This window comes from Variovorax sp. PMC12 (genome assembly GCF_003019815.1).
Taxonomy (GTDB): Bacteria; Pseudomonadota; Gammaproteobacteria; order Burkholderiales; family Burkholderiaceae_C; genus Variovorax.
Genome location: NZ_CP027773.1, coordinates 3,701,454 through 3,720,123, shown reverse-complemented (window position 1 = coordinate 3,720,123; position 18,670 = coordinate 3,701,454). Strand labels below are relative to the sequence as shown.

The 18,670-nt window shown below is 69.0% G+C and carries 17 protein-coding genes; 2 read left to right on the top strand and 15 right to left on the bottom strand.

Features of this window, described 5'->3' with window-relative positions:
- Window positions 1–22: 22 nt before the first annotated feature.
- Window positions 23–325, bottom strand: a complete 303-nt coding sequence (locus tag C4F17_RS17180) for a hypothetical protein (RefSeq protein ID WP_106936043.1) — start codon at window positions 323–325, stop codon at window positions 23–25.
- An 18-nt stretch (window positions 326–343) separates the two neighbouring features.
- Window positions 344–1,579: an ammonium transporter gene (locus tag C4F17_RS17175; protein WP_081270783.1), complete on the bottom strand. Its 1,236-nt coding sequence runs from the start codon at window positions 1,577–1,579 to the stop codon at window positions 344–346.
- 376 nt (window positions 1,580–1,955) lie between these two features.
- Here C4F17_RS17175 and C4F17_RS17170 point away from each other — a divergent pair, with 376 nt between their 5' ends.
- Window positions 1,956–2,714 carry a TSUP family transporter gene (locus C4F17_RS17170; RefSeq protein ID WP_106936042.1) on the top strand — a complete coding sequence of 253 codons (759 nt, stop codon included), beginning with the start codon at window positions 1,956–1,958 and terminating at the stop codon, window positions 2,712–2,714.
- Between the two features lie 131 nt (window positions 2,715–2,845).
- Here the strand turns inward: C4F17_RS17170 and C4F17_RS17165 are convergent, their stop codons facing one another.
- From C4F17_RS17165 to C4F17_RS17145, 5 genes are all read right to left on the bottom strand, one after another.
- The gene (locus C4F17_RS17165) at window positions 2,846–4,357 is read right to left on the bottom strand and encodes a tripartite tricarboxylate transporter permease (protein WP_081270672.1); all 1,512 of its coding nucleotides are present in this window, start codon (window positions 4,355–4,357) and stop codon (window positions 2,846–2,848) included.
- A gap of 13 nt (window positions 4,358–4,370) precedes the next feature.
- Window positions 4,371–4,859: a tripartite tricarboxylate transporter TctB family protein gene (locus C4F17_RS17160; protein WP_081270673.1), complete on the bottom strand. Its 489-nt coding sequence runs from the start codon at window positions 4,857–4,859 to the stop codon at window positions 4,371–4,373.
- A gap of 199 nt (window positions 4,860–5,058) precedes the next feature.
- Entirely contained in the window at window positions 5,059–5,466 is a 408-nt protein-coding gene (locus C4F17_RS17155) for an RNA recognition motif domain-containing protein (protein WP_081270674.1), read from the bottom strand.
- A 180-nt stretch (window positions 5,467–5,646) separates the two neighbouring features.
- A complete protein-coding gene (locus C4F17_RS17150; protein ID WP_081270675.1) occupies window positions 5,647–5,883 on the bottom strand; it encodes a DUF3820 family protein in 237 nt (78 codons plus the stop codon).
- A 15-nt stretch (window positions 5,884–5,898) separates the two neighbouring features.
- Window positions 5,899–6,276 (bottom strand): translation initiation factor Sui1, encoded by a 378-nt coding sequence (locus C4F17_RS17145; RefSeq protein ID WP_081270676.1) that lies wholly within the window; start codon window positions 6,274–6,276, stop codon window positions 5,899–5,901.
- Window positions 6,277–6,324: 48 nt separating this feature from the next.
- Here C4F17_RS17145 and C4F17_RS17140 point away from each other — a divergent pair, with 48 nt between their 5' ends.
- On the top strand, window positions 6,325–7,608 hold the full coding sequence (locus C4F17_RS17140; protein WP_106936041.1) for a DEAD/DEAH box helicase: 1,284 nt from the start codon (window positions 6,325–6,327) through the stop codon (window positions 7,606–7,608).
- Window positions 7,609–7,631: 23 nt separating this feature from the next.
- Here the strand turns inward: C4F17_RS17140 and C4F17_RS17135 are convergent, their stop codons facing one another.
- The 8 genes from C4F17_RS17135 to C4F17_RS17100 all read right to left on the bottom strand — a co-directional run bounded on the left by C4F17_RS17135 (window position 7,632) and on the right by C4F17_RS17100 (window position 18,627).
- Window positions 7,632–8,807 (bottom strand): acyl-CoA dehydrogenase family protein, encoded by a 1,176-nt coding sequence (locus tag C4F17_RS17135; protein ID WP_106936040.1) that lies wholly within the window; start codon window positions 8,805–8,807, stop codon window positions 7,632–7,634.
- Between the two features lie 7 nt (window positions 8,808–8,814).
- Entirely contained in the window at window positions 8,815–9,975 is a 1,161-nt protein-coding gene (locus C4F17_RS17130) for an acyl-CoA dehydrogenase family protein (protein WP_081270784.1), read from the bottom strand.
- Window positions 9,976–10,001: 26 nt separating this feature from the next.
- Window positions 10,002–10,904 carry an SDR family oxidoreductase gene (locus C4F17_RS17125; RefSeq protein WP_106936039.1) on the bottom strand — a complete coding sequence of 301 codons (903 nt, stop codon included), beginning with the start codon at window positions 10,902–10,904 and terminating at the stop codon, window positions 10,002–10,004.
- A 49-nt stretch (window positions 10,905–10,953) separates the two neighbouring features.
- The gene (locus tag C4F17_RS17120) at window positions 10,954–12,906 is read right to left on the bottom strand and encodes an acetyl/propionyl/methylcrotonyl-CoA carboxylase subunit alpha (RefSeq protein WP_106936038.1); all 1,953 of its coding nucleotides are present in this window, start codon (window positions 12,904–12,906) and stop codon (window positions 10,954–10,956) included.
- Window positions 12,903–14,513 (bottom strand): acyl-CoA carboxylase subunit beta, encoded by a 1,611-nt coding sequence (locus tag C4F17_RS17115; protein ID WP_106936037.1) that lies wholly within the window; start codon window positions 14,511–14,513, stop codon window positions 12,903–12,905. Before C4F17_RS17115 ends, C4F17_RS17120 begins: the two co-directional genes overlap by 4 nt.
- 96 nt (window positions 14,514–14,609) lie before the next feature.
- Window positions 14,610–15,386 (bottom strand): MHYT domain-containing protein, encoded by a 777-nt coding sequence (locus tag C4F17_RS17110; RefSeq protein ID WP_106936036.1) that lies wholly within the window; start codon window positions 15,384–15,386, stop codon window positions 14,610–14,612.
- 134 nt (window positions 15,387–15,520) lie between these two features.
- Window positions 15,521–17,233, bottom strand: coding sequence for a hypothetical protein (locus tag C4F17_RS17105; RefSeq protein ID WP_106936035.1), 1,713 nt, complete (start codon window positions 17,231–17,233; stop codon window positions 15,521–15,523).
- Between the two features lie 140 nt (window positions 17,234–17,373).
- Window positions 17,374–18,627: a DUF445 domain-containing protein gene (locus C4F17_RS17100; protein ID WP_234382145.1), complete on the bottom strand. Its 1,254-nt coding sequence runs from the start codon at window positions 18,625–18,627 to the stop codon at window positions 17,374–17,376.
- Window positions 18,628–18,670 lie beyond the last annotated feature (43 nt).

The window sequence follows — 18,670 nt, the reverse complement described above, 5'->3', positions numbered from 1 at the left end:
CGAGCCGGGGCCGGCTGGCGCCTCAGCGCAGCCCGCCCACATAGCGCGGCGGCGGCGTGGGCGGCTGGCCGTCGGGCTGCCGCGCCGCCAGCCTGGCCGCGCGCGCCAGCGGCTCCATCGCCTGCTCCAGCCGCGTGGCGAGCTGGTAGAGCTCCTCGTCCTTGGTGTCGGCCGCGTGCGCGCGCGTCATGCGCACGATCTCGGCGGCGTACTCGGCGTTGGTCGCCATCCACTCGGTGTCGGTCACGCGCCCGTGCTTTCGCCGCAGCGCCACGTGAAGGCGGGCGGCGAGGGCGATGCGTTCGCTTTCGGACATGGATGGCATGGTTCCTCCGTCGGTGGATCAACTCCCCAGTTGTTCCTTGTGCTGTGCAAGATCGAGGCCCAGTACTTCGCTGTCGGCCTCCACGCGCAGCCCGACCAGCACGTGCACCAGGAAAAGCACCACCGCCGTCCCCGTTGCGCTGTAGATCGCCACGCTGCCGACCGCGATCGCCTGCGTCAGCACGTCGCCGGTGGCGCCCGAGATGCGCGCGTCGGCGAACACGCCCGTGAGCAGTGCGCCCACGATGCCCCCGATGCCGTGCACGCCGAACACGTCGAGCGAGTCGTCCGCACCCAGCATGTGCTTCAGCCCGGTGGCGCCCCAGTAGCAGGCCAGGCCCGCGATGGCGCCGATGGCCAGTGCCGCCAGCGGCGTGACGAAGCCGGCCGCCGGCGTGATGGCCACCAGCCCGGCCACCAGGCCCGAGCACAGGCCCAGCAGCGAGGGGCTGCGCCGCACGATCCACTCGCCGAGCATCCAGCTCATGGCGCCGGCAGCCGCCGCGATGTGCGTCACCAGCATCGCCAGGCCGGCACGCCCGTCGGCCGCCACCGCCGAGCCCGCATTGAAGCCGAACCAGCCGACCCACAGCAGGCCCGCGCCCATCATGGTGAAAGCCAGGTTGTAGGGCTCGAAGGCCTCGCGCCCGTAGCCCTTGCGCGGACCCAGCGCATAGGCGCACACCAGCCCGGCGATGCCGGCGTTGACGTGCACCACCGAGCCGCCCGCGAAGTCGAGCGCGCCCATCTGCGCGAGCCAGCCGCCCGGCTCCCACACCCAGTGCGCGATCGGCGCATAGACCAGCACGCTCCACAGCAGCGCGAACCACAGCACCGCCGAGAAGCGCATGCGCTCGACGAAGGCGCCGAGCACCAGCGCGGTGGTGATGATCGCGAAGGTCAGCTGGAACATCGCGTAGACCGACTCCGGCACGTTGGGCGCCACGTGGCTCACCGCCACCTGGCCGGCTTCCTTCAGGTATTCGAAGCCCGAGAACCAGAAGCGGCCCGCGCCGCCGAGCCACGGCCAGCCCTCGGTGAAAGCCAGCGAGTAGCCCACGGCGAACCACGTCAGCGACACCGCCGCAGCGACCGCCACCACGGCCGCCATCGTGGCCAGCACGTTCTTGCGGCGCACCATGCCCGCGTAGAAGAGCGCGATGCCGGGCAGCGTCATCAGCAGCACCAGCGCGGTCGAGGTCATCATCCAGGCGGTGTCCGCCGCGTTGATGGAGGCTTGCGATGCCAGTGCCATGGTCGTTTCTTCTTCGAGTGTTGGGCTGTGGCCGGACGTGCACAAGTCGTGCCACATCGTTAACCAGCAGAAACACTTTGGTTTGCGAATCTACCTTCCGACTTAATGCAAAGCGGGTAATTCCTAATGCACTGGGCCGGTGCACGCCCTAAAGTCACGCCACTCGCGAACGGGCCCTGCTCGTGCTGCCGAGGGTCCGAGGAGACAGTTTCCAAGCAACTAGAAAAAAATGCTTCAAAGGCTCCGTACGAGATGCCGTGTTTGAGTTTGAAAGGCGCCGCTGGTCGGCGCCTTTTTTATGCCCGCGCGGCTTGAAGCGCCGTCGTCTCCTGCTACTTTTTTGATAGCGTTACCCCGGTGAGAGAATCCGTCCCCTATGGAAATGCTGGTGGTGACGGGCGCCTCGCTGCTCGCGGGTTTTGTCGATTCGATCGTGGGCGGAGGCGGGCTGATCCTGGTGCCGGCATTGTTTGCCGTGTTCCCGGGCGCACCACCGGCCACGCTGCTGGGCACCAACAAGAGTGCGTCGATATGGGGCACGGCCGCCGCCGCCGCGCAGTTCAGCCAGCGGGTGAAGATGCGCTGGGGCGCCCTGTGGCCGGCCGCGCTGCTCGGTTTCGTCGGCTCGATGCTGGGCGCCTGGGGCGTCACGCTGTTTCCGGGCGACTTCCTGCGCCGCGCGCTGCCGGTCATCCTGCTGGGCGTGCTGCTCTACACGCTGGCGCGCAAGGACATGGGCCGGCTGCATGCGCCGCGCTTCAGCGGCCGCGCCGAGACGCTGGCGGCCTGCACCATCGGCCTGTCGATCGGGTTCTACGACGGCTTCTTCGGCCCGGGCGCCGGCAGCTTCCTGGTGTTCCTGTTCGTGCGCTGGATGGGCTATGACTTCCTCAACGCCTCGGCCTCGGCCAAGATCATCAACACCCTGACCAACGCCGCCGCGCTGATATTGCTGGCCGCCAAGGGCCACGTCTGGTGGCACTACGGGCTGGTGATGGCGGTCGCCAACGTGGCGGGCAGCCTGCTGGGCACCCGCGTGGCGCTGAAGCACGGCGCGGGCTTCGTGCGGGTGGTGTTCATCGTGGTGGTGAGCGCGCTGATCCTCAAGACCGCCTACGACGCGTTCCTCAAATGAGAAAGGCCCGGAACCCCGGGCCTTTCTCCATTCAGGAACACCGCGGAACCGGCTCTGCCGGGCCGCAGGTGTTGCCCCCGGCAGGGGGAAGGCGCAGCGGACACGAAGTGCCGCGCAGCCTGGGGGCGAGCCTATTCCTCGACGAAGGCTTCCTCGCGCTTGGCCTTGATGGCCGGGAGCAGCACGATCCCCAGCAGCGCCACGGCAGCCACCAGCAGCCCGGCGGACAGCGGCCGCGTGACGAACACGCTCCATGCGCCGCGCGACAGCAGCAGCGCGCGCCGCAGGTTCTCTTCCATCATCGGGCCCAGGATGAAGCCCAGCAGCAGCGGCGCCGGCTCGGTGCGCAGCTTGATGAACAGGTAGCCGATGAAGCCGAAGGCCGCCACCATCCACACGTCGAAGGTGTTGTTATTGGTCGAGTACACGCCGATGGCGCAGAACAGCACGATGGCCGGGAACAGGAACTTGTAGGGCACCGTCAGCAGCTTGATCCACATGCCGATCAGCGGCAGGTTCAGGATGATCAGCATCGCGTTGCCGATCCACATCGAGGCGATCAGGCCCCAGAACAGCTCGGGGTTGCTGGTCATCACCTGCGGGCCCGGCTGGATGTTGTGGATCGTCATGGCACCCACCATCAGCGCCATCACCGCGTTGGGCGGAATGCCCAGCGTCAGCAGCGGGATGAAGGAGGTCTGCGCGCCGGCGTTGTTGGCCGATTCTGGCGACGCCACGCCGCGGATGTTGCCCTTGCCGAAGGGCACTTCGCCGGGGCGCATCTTGATCTTCTTCTCCAGCGCATAAGAGGCGAATGAGGCCAGCAGCGCGCCGCCGCCAGGCAGGATGCCCAGTGCCGAACCCAGCGCAGTGCCGCGCAGCACCGCGGGCAGCATGCGCTTGAAGTCGTCCTTGGTCGGCCACAGGCCCTTGACCTTGTGCGTGAACACTTCGCGCTCGTCGTCCGGCTGCGAGAGGTTGCCGATGATTTCGCCGTAGCCGAACACGCCCATGGCGATGACCACGAAGCCGATGCCGTCGGTGAGTTCCGGAATGTCGAAGCTGTAGCGCGCCACGCCGGAGTTCACGTCGGTGCCGACGATGCCCAGCAGCAGGCCCAGCACGATCATGGCCACCGCCTTGATCAGCGAGCCCGAAGCCAGCACCACCGCGCCGATCAGGCCCAGCACCATCAGCGAGAAATACTCGGCCGGGCCGAACTTGAAGGCCAGTTCGGTCAGCGGCGGCGCGAAGGCAGCCAGGATCAGCGTGCCCACGCAGCCCGCGAAGAACGAGCCCAGGCCCGCCGCGGCCAGCGCCGGACCCGCGCGGCCCTGCCTGGCCATCTGGTAGCCGTCGATGCAAGTGACCACCGACGAAGACTCGCCCGGCAGGTTCACCAGGATGGCGGTGGTGGAACCGCCGTACTGCGCGCCGTAGTAGATGCCGGCCAGCATGATCAGCGCCGACACGGGGGGCAGCGCATAGGTGGCGGGCAGCAGCATCGCGATGGTCGCGACCGGGCCGATGCCGGGAAGCACGCCGATCAGCGTGCCCAGGATGCAGCCGACCAGGCAGTACAGCAGGTTGGTGAAGGTGAAGGCAACGCCGAAACCGATGGAGAGGTTGTGGATCAGGTCCATGGTGTTTCTCTCCTCAGCCCGAAATGAATGTGGGCCAGACCTGGATCTGGAGTTTCAGCGCCCAGATGAAGGCCACATAGCTGCCGGCCGCCAGGATGGTCGCGAGAACCAGCACGTCGCGCAGCTTGAAGTGCTCGCCCGCCATGCTCGAGATGATCGTGAGCGCGTAGATCGCGATGATCATGCCCATGGCCGGCACGCCGATGCTGGGCAGGCCGCCCAGCAGCACGCCGAAGGCCAGGTTGGCGCCGAGCACGAAGGCCAGCGGCTTCCAGGCCCATTTGCCGATCGGGTCGCCGTCGGTGGTCTCCACCACCATCGCCTGGAACATGATGATGATCCCGAGGACGGCCAGCAGGATGCCGAGCATCAACGGGAAGTAGCCGGGGCCCATGCGGGCGCCGTTGCCGACGGTGTAGGTCGTCGCGCCGATCGCGAATGCGCCCCCCACGGTGGTGAACATGACTCCTGAAAAGAAGTCTGCCTGGCTCTTGATGCGCACTGTCTCTCTCCTCTTGTTATGGAGAGACGAGGGTCGTTCCGCGGGCCTGACCGTTGGCTGACCGGCACGGTACGAACAAATGCGTACCGCAGGGCAAGGGTTGTCCCGGCCGGCTTCGCTCGCCCTGAAACGAAAAAAGCTCCCGAAGGAGCTTTCTTTTCATTCAGAGAGCCGGAGCTCTCGGAGTGCGGGTGAGGGCTTAGTAGCCGCCGCGGCCACCGCCGCCGCCGCCGTAGCCGCCGCCACCACCGCTGCGGCCACCGCCGCCGCCGCCGTAGCCGCCACCACCACCGCCGTAGCCGCCACCGCCGCCACCACCACCGTAGCCGCCGCCACCGCCGGTGCGGGGGGGACGAGCTTCCATCGGACGGGCTTCGTTCACCGTCAGGGCGCGGCCCTGCAGCGAGTGGCCGTTCATGGCTTCGATAGCGGAGAGTGCTTCAGCATCCGAACCCATTTCGACGAAGCCGAAGCCCTTCGAACGGCCGGTGTCACGTTCCATCATGACCTTGGCGCTGACGATCGAGCCGAACTCGCCGAAAGCCTGTTCCAGGTCGTTGTCACGCACGGAGTAGGCGAGGTTGCCTACGTAGAGTTTCTTGCCCATTGAGGGACTCCTAATTCAAACCAACAAGACAAAGCGATGGAGTCCCAGAATCACAACAAACAAAATGCGCTGTGGCGCGAAACTGACCGATCACCAAAATACGTGCACGGGAGACGAAGCTCACAGACACGTAAGCCGGATTATCCAGCCCAATTGCAAAAAGGGTGGGAAATTCGTGTGTTATTGAGAAACATCGCGAGGCGACGGGCGGTTTCGCAACGGTTTGAGCAGGTCCGAGAGCCCGTTGTGGTCTATTTCATGCATCAAGGCGAGCAGCCGGCCAATTTCTCCTGAGGGAAAACCCTCGCGTGCAAACCAGGTCAGGTAATTTCCGGGCAAATCGGCAATCAGCGTGCCCTTGTGCTTGCCGAAAGGCATTTGGAGCGTCACGAGCCGCTGCAGGTCTTCGGGGTTCATCGGCGGTTTCCCGTTCTAGCCGCCGGCGCGCTTGACCGTGTGGCCCTGCTTCACGAGCGCCGCGATCACCAGTTCGCGGTGGTCGCCCTGGATCTCGATCACGCCGTCCTTCACCGTGCCGCCCGAGCCGCAGGCCGTTTTCAGCTGCTTGCCCAGCGCCGTGAGCCCCGCGGCATCGAGCGCGACGCCCTTGACCACCGTCACGCCCTTGCCTTTGCGTCCCTTGGTCTCGTGCGATACACGCACAATGCCGTCAGTGGCCGGCAGGCGCGCCTTGAGTTCCTTGCAGCGGCACTGCGCCACCGGCGCCCCGCAGCCGGGGCACATGCGTCCGCCCGCCTCGGTGGAATACACCAGGGTGCTGCCGGCCTGATTGCTTTTCGTCGTCGCCATTCGATCCATCTCTTCTCTGTTACCGGGTTTCTCTCTCTGTCTGCTCACATGCCATTCGATTCACTGGGCCTGGCCCCCGCGCTCGTGCACGCCGCCGCCGAAAGCGGCTATGCCGCACCGACCGCCATCCAGGCCGCGGCCATCCCCGCGATTCTGCAGGGCCGCGACGTGCGGGGCTCGGCGCAGACCGGCTCCGGCAAGACCGCCGCATTTTCCCTGCCGCTGCTGCAGCGCCTGGGCGCCGAGCGAGCGCAGGGCGCCTCGCGCCGCGTGCGCGCCCTGGTGCTGGTGCCCACGCGCGAACTCGCGGCCCAGGTCGGCGAGACCCTGCGCAGCCTCGCGCAGCACCTGCCCGAACGGCTGAAGATCGTCGTCGCCTTCGGCGGCGTGTCGATCAACCCGCAGATGATGAGCCTGCGCGGCGGCGCCGACATCGTCGTCGCCACCCCCGGCCGGCTGCTCGACCTGGCCGACCACAACGCGCTGCGGCTCGACGCCGTCGCCACGCTGGTGCTCGACGAGGCCGACCGCCTGTTCGACCTCGGCTTCGCCGAAGAGCTGGGCCGCATCCTCGCGATGCTGCCGAAGCAGCGCCAGAACCTGCTGTTCTCCGCCACCTTCCCGCCTGCCATCCAGGCGCTGGCCGACGCCACGCTGCGCGACCCCGCCGTCATCGACGTGCAGGGCGAGCCCGGCACCGAGCCCAACATCGTGCAGCGCGTGATCGAGGTCGACGCCGCGCGCCGCACGCAGCTGCTGCGGCACCTGCTCAAGCAGCACGAAGGCGAGTGGGACCGGGTGCTGGTCTTCGTCGCCACGCAGCATGCCGCGCAGACCGTGGCCGAGAAGCTCTACAAGAACGGCATCTACGCCGTGCCCTTCCACGGCGACATCGCGCAGGGCACGCGAACCGACATCCTGGCGCAGTTCAAGCAGAGCCGCTGGGACGTGGTCATCGCCACCGACCTGGCCGCGCGCGGCATCGACATCGCGCAGCTGCCGGTGGTCATCAACTACGACCTGCCGCGCTCGCCGACCGACTACATCCACCGCATCGGCAGAACCGGCCGCGCGGGCGAGAGCGGCCTGGCGATCAGCTTCGTGAGCGCGGCGAGCGAGGCGCACTTCCGCCTCATCGAGAAGCGCCAGGGCCTGAGCCTGCCGCGCGAGCAGGTCGAGGGCTTCGAGCCGACGGAGGTGGCGCCGCCGGTGGTCGACGCCTCGGGCACGGGCGGCATCAAGGGCAAGCGGCCGAGCAAGAAGGACAAGCTGCGCGCGGCGGCCGCGAAAGCCGCGGCACGCGACACTGCCGGCGGCAAGAGCGAAGGCTGAACAGAGAGGATGCAGCAGGGGCCCTACCAGCCCAGCTGCCTCGCCGCCAGCTCCTTCATGACGTCCTCGGCACCCCCGCCGATCATCATCACCTTCACCTCGCGGTAGATGCGCTCGCTGACCGTGCCGCGCATGAAGCCCATGCCGCCCAGGATCTGCACCGCCTGGTCGGCGCAGAACTGCATGGTCTGCGTGGCGTGGTTCTTCAGCAGGCAGATCTGCGCCACCCATTCGGGGGCGTTGAAGCGCCCGGCGGCCTCCAGCGCATCGCCCTCGGCCGACACCGCCTCGATCCAGGCCTCGGTGGAGGCGATGCGCATCTGCATGTCGACCAGCTTGTGGCGTACCGCCTGATGTTCGATGAGCGCGGCACCGAAAGCCCTGCGTTCGCGCGCCCAGGCCAGCGCCTCGTCGAGGCAGGCCTGCGCGAAGCCCAGCGCGCCCGCCGCGAGGCCGATGCGCTCGCCGTTGAAGTTGCCCATGACCATGCGGAAGCCTTCGCCCTCGTTCCCAAGAAGGTAGCGCGCGGGCACGTGCACGTCGTCGAAGTGCAGCGTGGCGGTGTCGGAGCACAGCCAGCCCATCTTCGACAGGCGCGTGCGCGAGAGGCCCGGTGCATCGCCCGGCACCAGCAGCATCGAGATGCCGCCCGCGCCGCGTCCTTCGCCGGTGCGGGCCGCCACGGTGATCCAGTCGGCGCGCATGCCCGAGGTGATGAAAGTCTTCTCGCCGTTCACCACGTAGTGGTCGCCATCGCCGTCCGGGACTCGCCGAGCCGTGGTGCGCAGCGCGGCCACGTCGGAGCCGCCGCCGGGCTCGGTGATGGCCAGCGCCGCGATCTTCTCGCCGCGCAGCACCGGCGGCACCACTTCCTGGCGCACCGCTTCGCTGCCGTGCAGCACCACCGGCGGCAGGCCGATGTTGTGCGAGAACAGGCTCGCGAGCACGCCGCCGCTCCTGCCGTGGCGCGCGAGCGCGACCCATGCCGGCAGCTTGAGCGCATACGAGGCGGGCGTGCCACCCAGCGCTTCGGGGTAGCCCAGCCCGAGCAGGCCCAGTTCGGCGGCGCGCGCGTACAGCGCACGCGGAAACTCGCCCGCGTCGTCCCACGCCTGCACGTTCGGTGCGATCTCGTTGTCGGCGAAGCGCCGCACGGTGTCGGCGAGCGCCGCGCGGTCGGCCTGCAGTTCGGCGTCCATGCCGTGTTCAGCCGCGCGGCGGCCGCTTGGCGATGCCCATGGTCTTCGCGAGGATGCCCAACATCACCTCGTCCGCGCCGCCGCCGATGGAGCCCAGCCGGCCGTCGCGGTACAGCCGCGACACGCGGTTCTCCAGCGTGAAGCCCATGCCGCCCCAGAACTGCAGGCAGGTGTCGGCCACCTGCCGCGTGAGCCGGCCGGTCTTGAGCTTGGCCATCGACGCGAGTTCGAGCACGTCCTGGCCCTGCACATGCAGGTCGCAGGCGCGGTAGGTGAGCGCGCGCAGCGCCTCCACCTCGGTCTTGAGTTCGGCCAGCTTGAACTGCACCCACTGCTGGTCGGCCAGCGTGGCGCCGAACATGCTGCGCTGCTGCGCCCATTCGATGGTCTGCGCGATGCAGTCTTCCATCGGCTCCAGCGAACTCGCCGCCGCCCACAGCCGCTCTTCCTGGAACTGCTGCATCTGGTAGACGAAGCCCTGGCCTTCCTCGCCCACACGGTAGCGCTGCGGCACGCGCACGTTGTCGAAGTAGATGAGCCCGGTGTCGCTCGAATTCATGCCGATCTTGCGGATCTTCTTCGCCTTCTCGATGCCGGGGCTGTCCATCGGCACCATCACGAGCGACTTGTTGCGGTGCACCGGCCCGTCGCTGGTGTTGACCAGCATGCACATCCAGTCTGCCTGCAGGCTGTTGGTGATCCACATCTTCTGGCCGCTGATGAGGTAGTCGCCGCCGTCCTTGCGCGCATGGCTCTTCAGGCCCGCCACGTCGCTGCCAGCGCCGGGCTCGCTCACGCCGATGCAGCCGACCATGTCTCCCGCGATGGCCGGCGCCAGGAACTCGCGGCGCAGTTCGTCGCTGCCGAAGCGCGCGAGCGCCGGCGTGCACATGTCGGTCTGCACGCCGATGGCCATCGGCACGCCGCCGCAGCTGATGTGGCCCAGCGCCTCCGCCATGGCCATCGCATACGAATAGTCGAGCCCGCCGCCGCCGAAGGCCTCGGGCTTGTTCAGGCCCAGCAGGCCCAGGTTGCCGAGCTTCTTGAAGACTTCGTGCGCGGGAAAGATCTCGGCTTCTTCCCATTCGTCCACGCGCGGGTTGATTTCTTCGTCGATGAAGCGGCGCAGCGTTTTCTGGATCTCTAGGTGTTCGTGCGTGTACTGCATGAGGTGTGTCTCCGGTCTTTCGTTCTTCACTTGTCCTGGAACACGCGCGGCGTCTGCGCGAGGTGGAATCCGTCGTAGGGCTTCACCGCGGGGCGCTGCCGGGCCTGCGCGTCCGGCAGCGCCATCGGCCAGCCCATGCGCACCTGCGGCCGCGCGCCGTCCACGCGCAGCACGCTGCCGCTGATGAAGCTGGCCGCGGGGCTCAGCAGGAACGCGATGGCGGCGGAGGTCTCGGCCTCGGTGCCGAAGCGGCCCGCGGGCACGGTCTTGCGCATGGCGCGCAGCATGTCGCCGGCCTCGGGCGGGTAGTGGTCCATGCCGCTGGAGGCGATATAGCCCGGCGCCACCGCGTTCACGCGCACGCCGTTCGCGGCCCATTCGAGCGCGGCGGTCTCGGTGAAGCTCACCATGCCCGCGCGCGCCGCGCCGCTGTGGCCCATGTTGGGCATCGACCCCCATATGTCGGCCACGATGTTGACGATGGCGCCGCCGTGCGAGCGCATGCTCTGCACGAAGCACTCGCGCGCGACAAGGAAGCCGCCCGTGAGGTTGGTGTGGATCACCGCTTCCCAGCCCTTGGCCGAGATGTCCGCCAGCGGCGTGATGTATTGGCCGCCCGCGTTGTTCACCAGCCCGTCGATGCGGCCGTGCGCCGCGACGATGGCGCGCACGGCGTCGCGCACCGCGTCTTCGTGCCGGATGTCGAAGGCCTGCGTCGCGGCCTTGCCGCCGGCGGACTCGATCTCGGCCTTCACCGCTTCCAGCTTCTCGGGCTTGCGGCCGACCAGCACGACCTGCGCGCCGAGCGATGCGAGTTCGTGCGCGGTGCACCGGCCGATGCCCGAGCCGCCGCCCGTCACCACGATGACCTGCCCGCCGAACAGGCCGGGCGTGAAGATGGAGCGGTAGCTCGCAGGGGAGGCGTTCATTCGAAATGCTTTCTTGAAACTGCGCAAAGGGCTGCGGCCGGTTTATTCGTCAGGCGTCGGCGATCTCCGCCACCACGTGGCGGGCCGCGACCTGCGCGCCCACCGCCACGTGCAGCGCGGCGACGCGGCCGGCGCGCGGGGCGCAATGCACATGCTCCATCTTCATGGCCTCCAGCGTGACGAGCGGCTGCCCGGCGGCGACGGTGTCGCCTTCGGCCGCGAGCAGCGCGATGACGCGGCCGTTCATCGATGCGCGCAGCAGGCCGTCGCCGTCCGCCGCATCGGCGCGTGCGACGGCGGCATGCGTGAGGTCGTCGAGCTGGAAGGCCCGGCCGCGGAAATGGAAGCTCACGCGGCCCGCGTCGCGCACGACGAAGGCCTGCTCCGAGAGCCCGCCGCAAGAGAAGCGCAGCGTGCCGTCGCCGGGCAGCGCGAGCAACGCGACCTGTGCCGGCGCGGATTCGTCGAGCGCGATGTCGAAGCGGCCCGCGCCGCACGGCATCACGCGGGCGGCGTGCACCACGCCGTCGAGCGAAAAGCGCAGCGCGTTCGGCAGCGTGTGCGCGAGCGATGAGGGCCAGCCGCGCTCGCCCAGTTGCAGCAGCAATGCGGCGAGCAAGGCGGCCTGCGTGTCGGCGGCCTCATCGGACGCGAGCAGCGAATCGAGGTGATCGGCAATGAAGGCGGTCGTCGCGCCGCCGCCGGCGAACACCTCGTGCGAAAGCGCGCGCTGCAGCAACTGCTGGTTGGTCGCGACGCCCAGCGCCACGGTGTCGGCCAGGCCGGCGATCAGCTTGCGGCGGGCTTCGTCGCGCGTGCGGCCGTGCGCCACGAGCTTGGCGACCATCGAGTCGTAGAACGGCGGCACCGCCGCGCCGTCGCGCAGCGCATGTTCGGTGCGAAGCGCCGGCGAAGGCCGCCATGCGGCGAGCGTGCCGCTCTGCGGCACGAAGCCCTGCAACGGGTCTTCGGCGCACAGCCGCACTTCGATGGCATTGCCGGCGATGCGCACGTCCTGCTGCGCGAGCGGCAGGGGCTCGCCGGCCGCCACGCGCAGTTGCAGCTCGACCAGGTCCAGGCCCGTCACCGCCTCGGTCACCGGGTGCTCCACCTGCAGGCGCGTGTTCATTTCCATGAACCAATACTGGCCGTCGGCGTCGAGCAGGAATTCGAGCGTGCCCGCGCCTTCGTAGGCGATGGCCTTGGCGGCGGCGACGGCGGTCGCGCCCATGCGCTGGCGCAGCGCCTCGGACACGGCGGGCGAGGGCGCTTCCTCGATCACCTTCTGGTGCCGCCGCTGCACCGAGCAGTCGCGCTCGCCGAGGTGGATCGCGTTGCCGTGCCGGTCGGCGAACACCTGGATCTCGATGTGGCGCGGCGCGACGATGGCGCGCTCCAGGATCACCGTCGCGTCGCCGAAGGCGTTGAGCGCCTCAGACTGCGCACTCTGCAGCGCATCGGCGAAGCCTTCGGCAGAAGCGACCAGCCGCATGCCGCGTCCGCCGCCGCCCGCCGTCGCCTTGATCATCACGGGCCAGCCGATGCGCGCGGCTTCCGCCGCGAGCCTGGCGGCGCCCTGGTCTTCGCCCTGGTAGCCCGGAATGCACGGCACGCCCGCCGCCTGCATCAGCCGCTTGGCACCGGCCTTGTCACCCATCGCGCGAATGGCTTCCGGAGAAGGCCCGATGAACACCAGCCCGGCGTCGCGGCAGGCCTGCGCGAACGCGGCGTTCTCCGCCAGGAAGCCGTAGCCCGGGTGCACCGCATCGGCGCCGCTCGTGCGTGCCGCATCGATGATGGCGGCGATGTTCAGGTAGCTCTGCGCGGGCAGCGATTCACCGATCCACACCGCCTCGTCGGCCTGCCGCACGTGCTCGGCGTCGGCATCCGCGGTGGAGTAAACGGCGACGGTGCGCCGGCCCATGGCACGCGCGCTGCGCATCACGCGAACCGCGATCTCGCCGCGGTTCGCGATAAGGATCTTCTGGAAGTTCGTGCTCATGGCCGGGCCACCGAAAACTGCATGGGTTGCGGCACGCGCGCATCGGCGTCGCGGCATACCGAGAGAACCTCGGCCAGCACCGCGCGGGTGTCGCGCGGGTCGATCACGCCGTCGTCCAGCAGCAGCGCGCTGGTGGTGAAGACGCTCATCTGCCGGTCGAAGCGCTCGACGACCTGCTGCTGCATCGCGTCGATCTTCGCCTGGTCCACGGCGCCCTTGCGCGCCATGCCTGCTTCCATGACGATGGCCATGGTCTTCGCGGCCTGCTCGCCGCCCATCACCGCGGTGCGCGCGTTGGGCCAGCTGAAGCAGAAGCGCGGCGCGAAGCCCCGTCCGCACATGCCGTAGTTGCCCGCGCCGTAGGAGGCGCCGCAGTGCAGCGTGATCTGAGGCACGCTGGCGTTGGTCACGGCCTGGATCATCTTGGCGCCGTGCTTGATGATGCCGGCCTCCTCATGTGCGCGGCCCACCATGTAGCCGGTGATGTTCTGCAGGTAGACGATGGGCGTGCGCGACTGGCAGCAGGCCTGGATGAAGTGCGTGGCCTTGGTCGCGCCGTCGGAGTCGATCGGACCGTTGTTGGTGATGATGCCGACCGCATGCCCTTCCAGCCGGATGTGGCCGCAGACGGTGGCGCTGCCGTAGTGCTCGCTGAACTCCAGGAACTCCGAGCCGTCGGCAATGCGCGCGATGACCTCGCGCATGTCCACCGGCCGCCGGCCGTCGCTGGGCATGATGCCCAGCAGGTCTTCGGCGTCGTAGCGCGGCGGCGCGAACCGGCGCGGCGCTTCGTGGCGCGCCCAGTCGATGCCGCCGAGGATCGAGCGCGCGATGCGGATGGCGTCGCGGTCGTCTTCGGCCAGGTAGTCGCCCAGGCCCGAGATGTGGGTGTGCATCACGGCGCCGCCCAGTTCTTCCTCGGTGGCGATCTCGCCTGTGGCGGCCTTCAGCAGCGGCGGGCCCGCCAGGAAGGCGCGGGTGCGGTCGCGCACCATCACGATGTAGTCGGACAGGCCGGTCTGGTAGGCGCCGCCGGCGGTCGAGGAGCCGTGCGTCACCGTCACCACCGGCAGCCCGGCGGCCGAGAGCCGCGCGAGGTTGCGGAAGATGTTGCCGCCGCGCACGAAGTCCTGCACGCGGTACTGCATCAGGTTGGCGCCGGCGCTTTCCACCAGCTGCACATAGGGCAGCTTGTTCTCCAGCGCGATCTCCTGCACGCGCAGCTGCTTGTCCAGGCCCATGGGCTGCAGCGCGCCGGCGTCGATGCCCGAGTCGGAGGCGTTGACCATGCAGCGCACGCCCGACACCTGGCCGATGCCCGACAGCAGCCCGCCGCCGGGCACGCTCTTCGACAGGTCGGGGTTGTCGTGGCCCAGTCCCGCGAGCGTGGCCAGCGGCAGGAAGGGCGCGCCGGTGTCCAGCAGCAGCGCAAGGCGTTCGCGCGGCAGCAGCTGCCCGCGCCTGGCGAAGCGCTCGGCCGACGCGCCCGACGCCGCTGCGGCGCGGGCCTCGTGCGCGCGCACCTGGTCGAGCAGCGCGAGCGTGCCGGTGCGGTTGGCCTGGAAGGTGTCGCTGGCCGCGTGCAGCCGGGATTCGATGACGGGCATGAGAGTCTGTGCGGATCGTGTGTTTTCGTTCTGCACGGACTGTAGAAGCGGGCCCTCGCGCCCGCTTGCGCCAACTAGCTGGTTGGCCGGCGCGCGTCAGTTCAGGCGTGCGCGCCGCCCGGTGGCGACCGGCGTGTCGAGGCTGCTTCCGGTGACCACCCAGTAGATGAAGATCAGCACCGCGCCGGCCGTGCCGAACACGATGAGGCCCATGGAGCTGCCGCCGATGGCCAGTGCGTCGGCGGGTGCGCTCGCGGTGCAGATCATGCTGGCCGCGCTCATGCCCACGTAGTGCATGGTGCACACCGCCGCGCCCATCACCGCCGCGGCCGCGACCTGGTGCGTGAACCTGCGCAGGTTGAACGCCAGCCACAGCGCGGCGGCGGCGGCGGTGACGGCGATGAGCGCCGACAGCGCCACCGTCGCGATGTCGAAGGAAATCGATGCGCGCATGTTCATGGCGTACATGCCCATGTAGTGCATCACGCACACGCCGAGCCCGGCCAGCAGGCTGCCCGCCAGCCAGCCCGAGCGGCTGAAGTGGCGCCGTCCGCCGGCCATGTAGAGCGCGATGCCCGAGATCAGGATGGCCGCCACCAGCGACACCACCGTGAGCGGCATGTTGTAGGAGACGGGCACCGGCAGCCGGTACGCCAGCATGCCGATGAAGTGCATCGACCAGATGCCGATGCCGCCCAGCGCCACGGCGGCGCAGGCCACGACCGCGAGGTTGGGCTTGCCGTCGGGACCGATCATGCGCCGCGCGCAGATCAGCGCCACCAGCGAGCCGGCGAAGGAGATGAGGAAGGAGAGGGCGACCATGCCCGGTGTGTATTCGGGCGAGAGCAATTGGCCTACGACAAGCGGAGTCATGCAGTTCCCTTTCAAGAAGAAAACGCCTCGCAGACTCCCGACAACCGGATGCGATCGGGACGCCGTTGGGACGTCCCGATCAGTTTGTAATGATTGTTTTAAAAAGTAAACAGGGAAATTACACCTTCTGTTACCTACCTTGCGGCACGGATTCGATAGATCGCGTTGTTGCGGTCTGCCGCCATGTAAACAGTGCCGTCGGCGCCCACGGCAACGCCCGTCACCACATAGGGCGGCGGCAGGCCCGGGCCGGGTGCCAAGCCGATCGGCAGGTTGTCCGCGACGGTGCGCCGGCTGCCGTCGGCCGGGTCGATCTCGACCAGCCGGCGCGCCGCGCTCTCGGCCACGATGAAGCTGCCCCAGGGGGTCTGCGCCAGGCCCTCGGGCAGCGCCAGCCCGTCCGCCACCGTGCGCAGCGGCGCGCTGGCGTCCAGCGGAATGCGCAGCAGCTTGCCGGCCGCCTCGGTCACGTAGAGCGCGCCGTCCTGGCCCAGCACCATCTGCACCGGGCCGCTCAGGCCGCTGGCAAGCACTGACTTCTCGGCAAACTTCGGCCCGCTGGCGTGGGTGATGGCGCCGGTGGCGATCTCGGCGTAGATCACGCTGCCGTCCGGCATGGGAATTGCGTCGAACGGCGCCTTCAGGCCGTGGATCACTTCCACTGTCTTGAGCGTGCGGCGGTCCACCAGCTGCACCGAGCCGGTGAACCACGAACTCAGCGCGAACAGCTTCGGCGACAGGCCGACCGCGAACGGGTAGTCGAGCTCCGGGTCGCGCTGCATGCGGAACACGTCTTGCACCTCGCCCGTGCGCACGTCGACCCGGCGGAAGCCGAAGACGTCGGCCACCCAGAGGTCGTTGCCATCGATCTTCATGCCCGCCGGCACCGCCACCTTGCCGCTGGTGAGCGTGCGCAGCGCGCCGGTGGCGGGGTCGAAGGCCTGGATCTCGTTGTTGGCCATGTTCGACACGTAGATCGTGCCGTCCGATGCGATGGCCAGGTTGTCGAGCGAAGGCCGCAGCTGTTTGGCCACGGTCTTGCGCCCGCTGGCCAGCTCCACCCGCACCAGCTCGCCGCTGCGCGCGTCCACCACCCAGAGGTTTCCCTTGCCGTCGAGGTTGGCGGCGGCCGGCACCTGGAAGCCGTCCGCGATCACCGCCATGCGGCCGTCGGCCGGGTCGATCTTCACGACCTGGCCCTTGAACCACAGCGGCCCGTAGAGCATGCCGTCGGGGCCGACCTCGAAGCCGTTGAAGCCGCCCATGTCCTTCTTGATGAGCCGGGGCGGCTTCTGGCCCGCGCGGTCGATTTCCCACAGCGCGTCGCCCAGGAACACCTGCGAGGCGTAGAGCTTGCCGTTGCGGCGGTCGAAGTCCAGCGAGTTGAGGCCGGGCAGGTCCCTGGCCAGCACGCGCAGCGGTGCGCCGTCGTGCTCGCGGTAGCGCAGCTTGCCCATGAGGTAGTTGGTCCACGCCAGTTCGCCGTTCGGGCCGACGGCGATGTCGTCGGCCTGGCCTTCGGGCGCGTCGATGAGCACCTTGGCGGCGCCGGTGGCGCGGTCGACCTCCCACAGCGTGTTGCCCAGCACGGAGCCCGCGAGCAGCCGGCCCTTGGCGTCGATCGCCAGGCCGTGCACGCCCGCGAACGATGACGGCGCGACCAGCACCTCTGGCGCGGCCCAGGCGGCGGGGCGCGTGGGCGGCGTCGCAGGCGGAGGCAGCGCGGGCGAGGCGGCCGGCGGCGCCGACGAGGGCGGCGCGGAGGCCGGCGGCATCACCGTGCCGCAGGCGGCCAGCAGTGCAAGGGGTGCGGCCAGCCAGGCGGCGCGAAGGTATCTGCGGTGCATGGGTTCTTCTCCTCTTCTGTTTCTGTATTCGCGAAACAGTCTAGGAGCCGAACGTGTCCACGGCGTCGCGCCAGGGACAGGATGCGGACTTTCGTTTGCTGTGGATTACCCGCGGGCTTCAGCCGCCATTCAGCCGCGGCCTAGCCGCGCAGCAGCTGCGTGACGGTGTGGATCAGCAGCCCCACCAGCCCGCCCACCAGCGTGCCGTTGATGCGGATGAACTGCAGGTCGCGCCCGATGTGGCGCTCCAGTTCCACCGTCATCTCCTGCGCGTTCCACTCGCCCACGCGCTGCTCGATGTAGCGGCGGATGTCCTCGCGGTAGCGCTCGATGGCCAGCGGCGCGGCGGCCTCGATCTGCTCGTTGATCCAGCGGCGGATGGCTTCGTCGCCCTGCAGCCGGGTGCCCAGCGCACCCGCCATCGAGGCGATGCGCTGGCCGATGGTCGAGTCGCCGCGCCCCAGGTCGTCGTGCAGCCATGCGAGCAGTTCGCCCCAAAGCCCGTGCAGGTAGTCGCCGAGGGCCGGGTGCGCGATGAGTTCGGCGCGGATCTGCTCGCCGCGCTGCTGGAATTCGGGGTCGAGCTTCAGGCGCACCACGAAGTCGTCGACGAAGTGGTCGAAGCGCCGGCGCATCGGGTGGTCGGGCTCGGCCGCCAGTTCGCCGATGGTGTGCGCCACGGCCGCCACGATCTTGCGCGTGGCCAGCTTGGCGGCCACCTGGTCGAGGCCCACGTAGCGCAGCGTCTTGATCTCGCGCGCAATGGCTTCGGTGATGTGCGCCTGCACCTCCTCGCCTTCGAGCAGGCCGGCCACCTGCTGCAACACGTCGTCGAGCAGCGCCTGGTGGCGCCCGCCCGCGGTGAGCGCATCGAGCGCCTGGCCGGTGAGGCGGGAAAGGTCGATTTTCGCGAGGCCGGCGGCGGCGGCGCGGCCCATGAAGTCGCGCACCCGTTCGTCGTCGAATGCGGTGAGCCCGTAGCGCGTGGCGGCCACGCCCCATTCGCCGAGTTTCCGGCCGCTCTCGGGCCGGGCCAGCCAGCCGGCGATGCGGCCGGCCGTGTCGAATTCCCTCAGCTTGCCCAGCACCTGCGCGGTGCTCAGGAAGTTGTCGCAGATGAAACCGGCGAGCTTGGCGCCGATGCGGTCCTTGTTGCTGGGGATGATGGCCGTGTGCGGTATCGGCAGGCCCAGCGGATGGCGGAACAGCGCCACCACCGCGAACCAGTCGGCGATGGCGCCGACCATCGCGGCCTCGGCGAACGCGGCGACGTAGCCCCAGGCGGGGTGCTGCGCATGCAGCACGCTGGCTACCGCATAGAGCACGGCGGCGCCGCACAGCAGGCCCAGTGCCATGCGCTTCATTTGCTGCAGGCCGTTGCTTTGTTCTTTCAATTGAGGGCCGTGTTGGTTTGGTTCGGGGTGTGCGCGCAGGGCG

Bases quoted from the DNA above. Each gene is read 5' to 3' on its own strand.
- C4F17_RS17180 (WP_106936043.1), bottom strand. From the start codon at position 325: ATGCCATCCATGTCCGAAAGCGAACGCATCGCCCTCGCCGCCCGCCTT.
- C4F17_RS17140 (WP_106936041.1), top strand. From the start codon at position 6,325: ATGCCATTCGATTCACTGGGCCTGGCCCCCGCGCTCGTGCACGCCGCC.
- C4F17_RS17105 (WP_106936035.1), bottom strand. From the start codon at position 17,233: ATGCACCGCAGATACCTTCGCGCCGCCTGGCTGGCCGCACCCCTTGCA.
- C4F17_RS17175 (WP_081270783.1), bottom strand. From the start codon at position 1,579: ATGGCACTGGCATCGCAAGCCTCCATCAACGCGGCGGACACCGCCTGG.
- C4F17_RS17125 (WP_106936039.1), bottom strand. From the start codon at position 10,904: ATGAACGCCTCCCCTGCGAGCTACCGCTCCATCTTCACGCCCGGCCTG.
- C4F17_RS17155 (WP_081270674.1), bottom strand. From the start codon at position 5,466: ATGGGCAAGAAACTCTACGTAGGCAACCTCGCCTACTCCGTGCGTGAC.
- C4F17_RS17120 (WP_106936038.1), bottom strand. From the start codon at position 12,906: ATGAGCACGAACTTCCAGAAGATCCTTATCGCGAACCGCGGCGAGATC.
- C4F17_RS17150 (WP_081270675.1), bottom strand. From the start codon at position 5,883: ATGAACCCCGAAGACCTGCAGCGGCTCGTGACGCTCCAAATGCCTTTC.
- C4F17_RS17135 (WP_106936040.1), bottom strand. From the start codon at position 8,807: ATGGACGCCGAACTGCAGGCCGACCGCGCGGCGCTCGCCGACACCGTG.
- C4F17_RS17165 (WP_081270672.1), bottom strand. From the start codon at position 4,357: ATGGACCTGATCCACAACCTCTCCATCGGTTTCGGCGTTGCCTTCACC.
- C4F17_RS17170 (WP_106936042.1), top strand. From the start codon at position 1,956: ATGGAAATGCTGGTGGTGACGGGCGCCTCGCTGCTCGCGGGTTTTGTC.
- C4F17_RS17145 (WP_081270676.1), bottom strand. From the start codon at position 6,276: ATGGCGACGACGAAAAGCAATCAGGCCGGCAGCACCCTGGTGTATTCC.
- C4F17_RS17110 (WP_106936036.1), bottom strand. From the start codon at position 15,386: ATGACTCCGCTTGTCGTAGGCCAATTGCTCTCGCCCGAATACACACCG.
- C4F17_RS17130 (WP_081270784.1), bottom strand. From the start codon at position 9,975: ATGCAGTACACGCACGAACACCTAGAGATCCAGAAAACGCTGCGCCGC.
- C4F17_RS17115 (WP_106936037.1), bottom strand. From the start codon at position 14,513: ATGCCCGTCATCGAATCCCGGCTGCACGCGGCCAGCGACACCTTCCAG.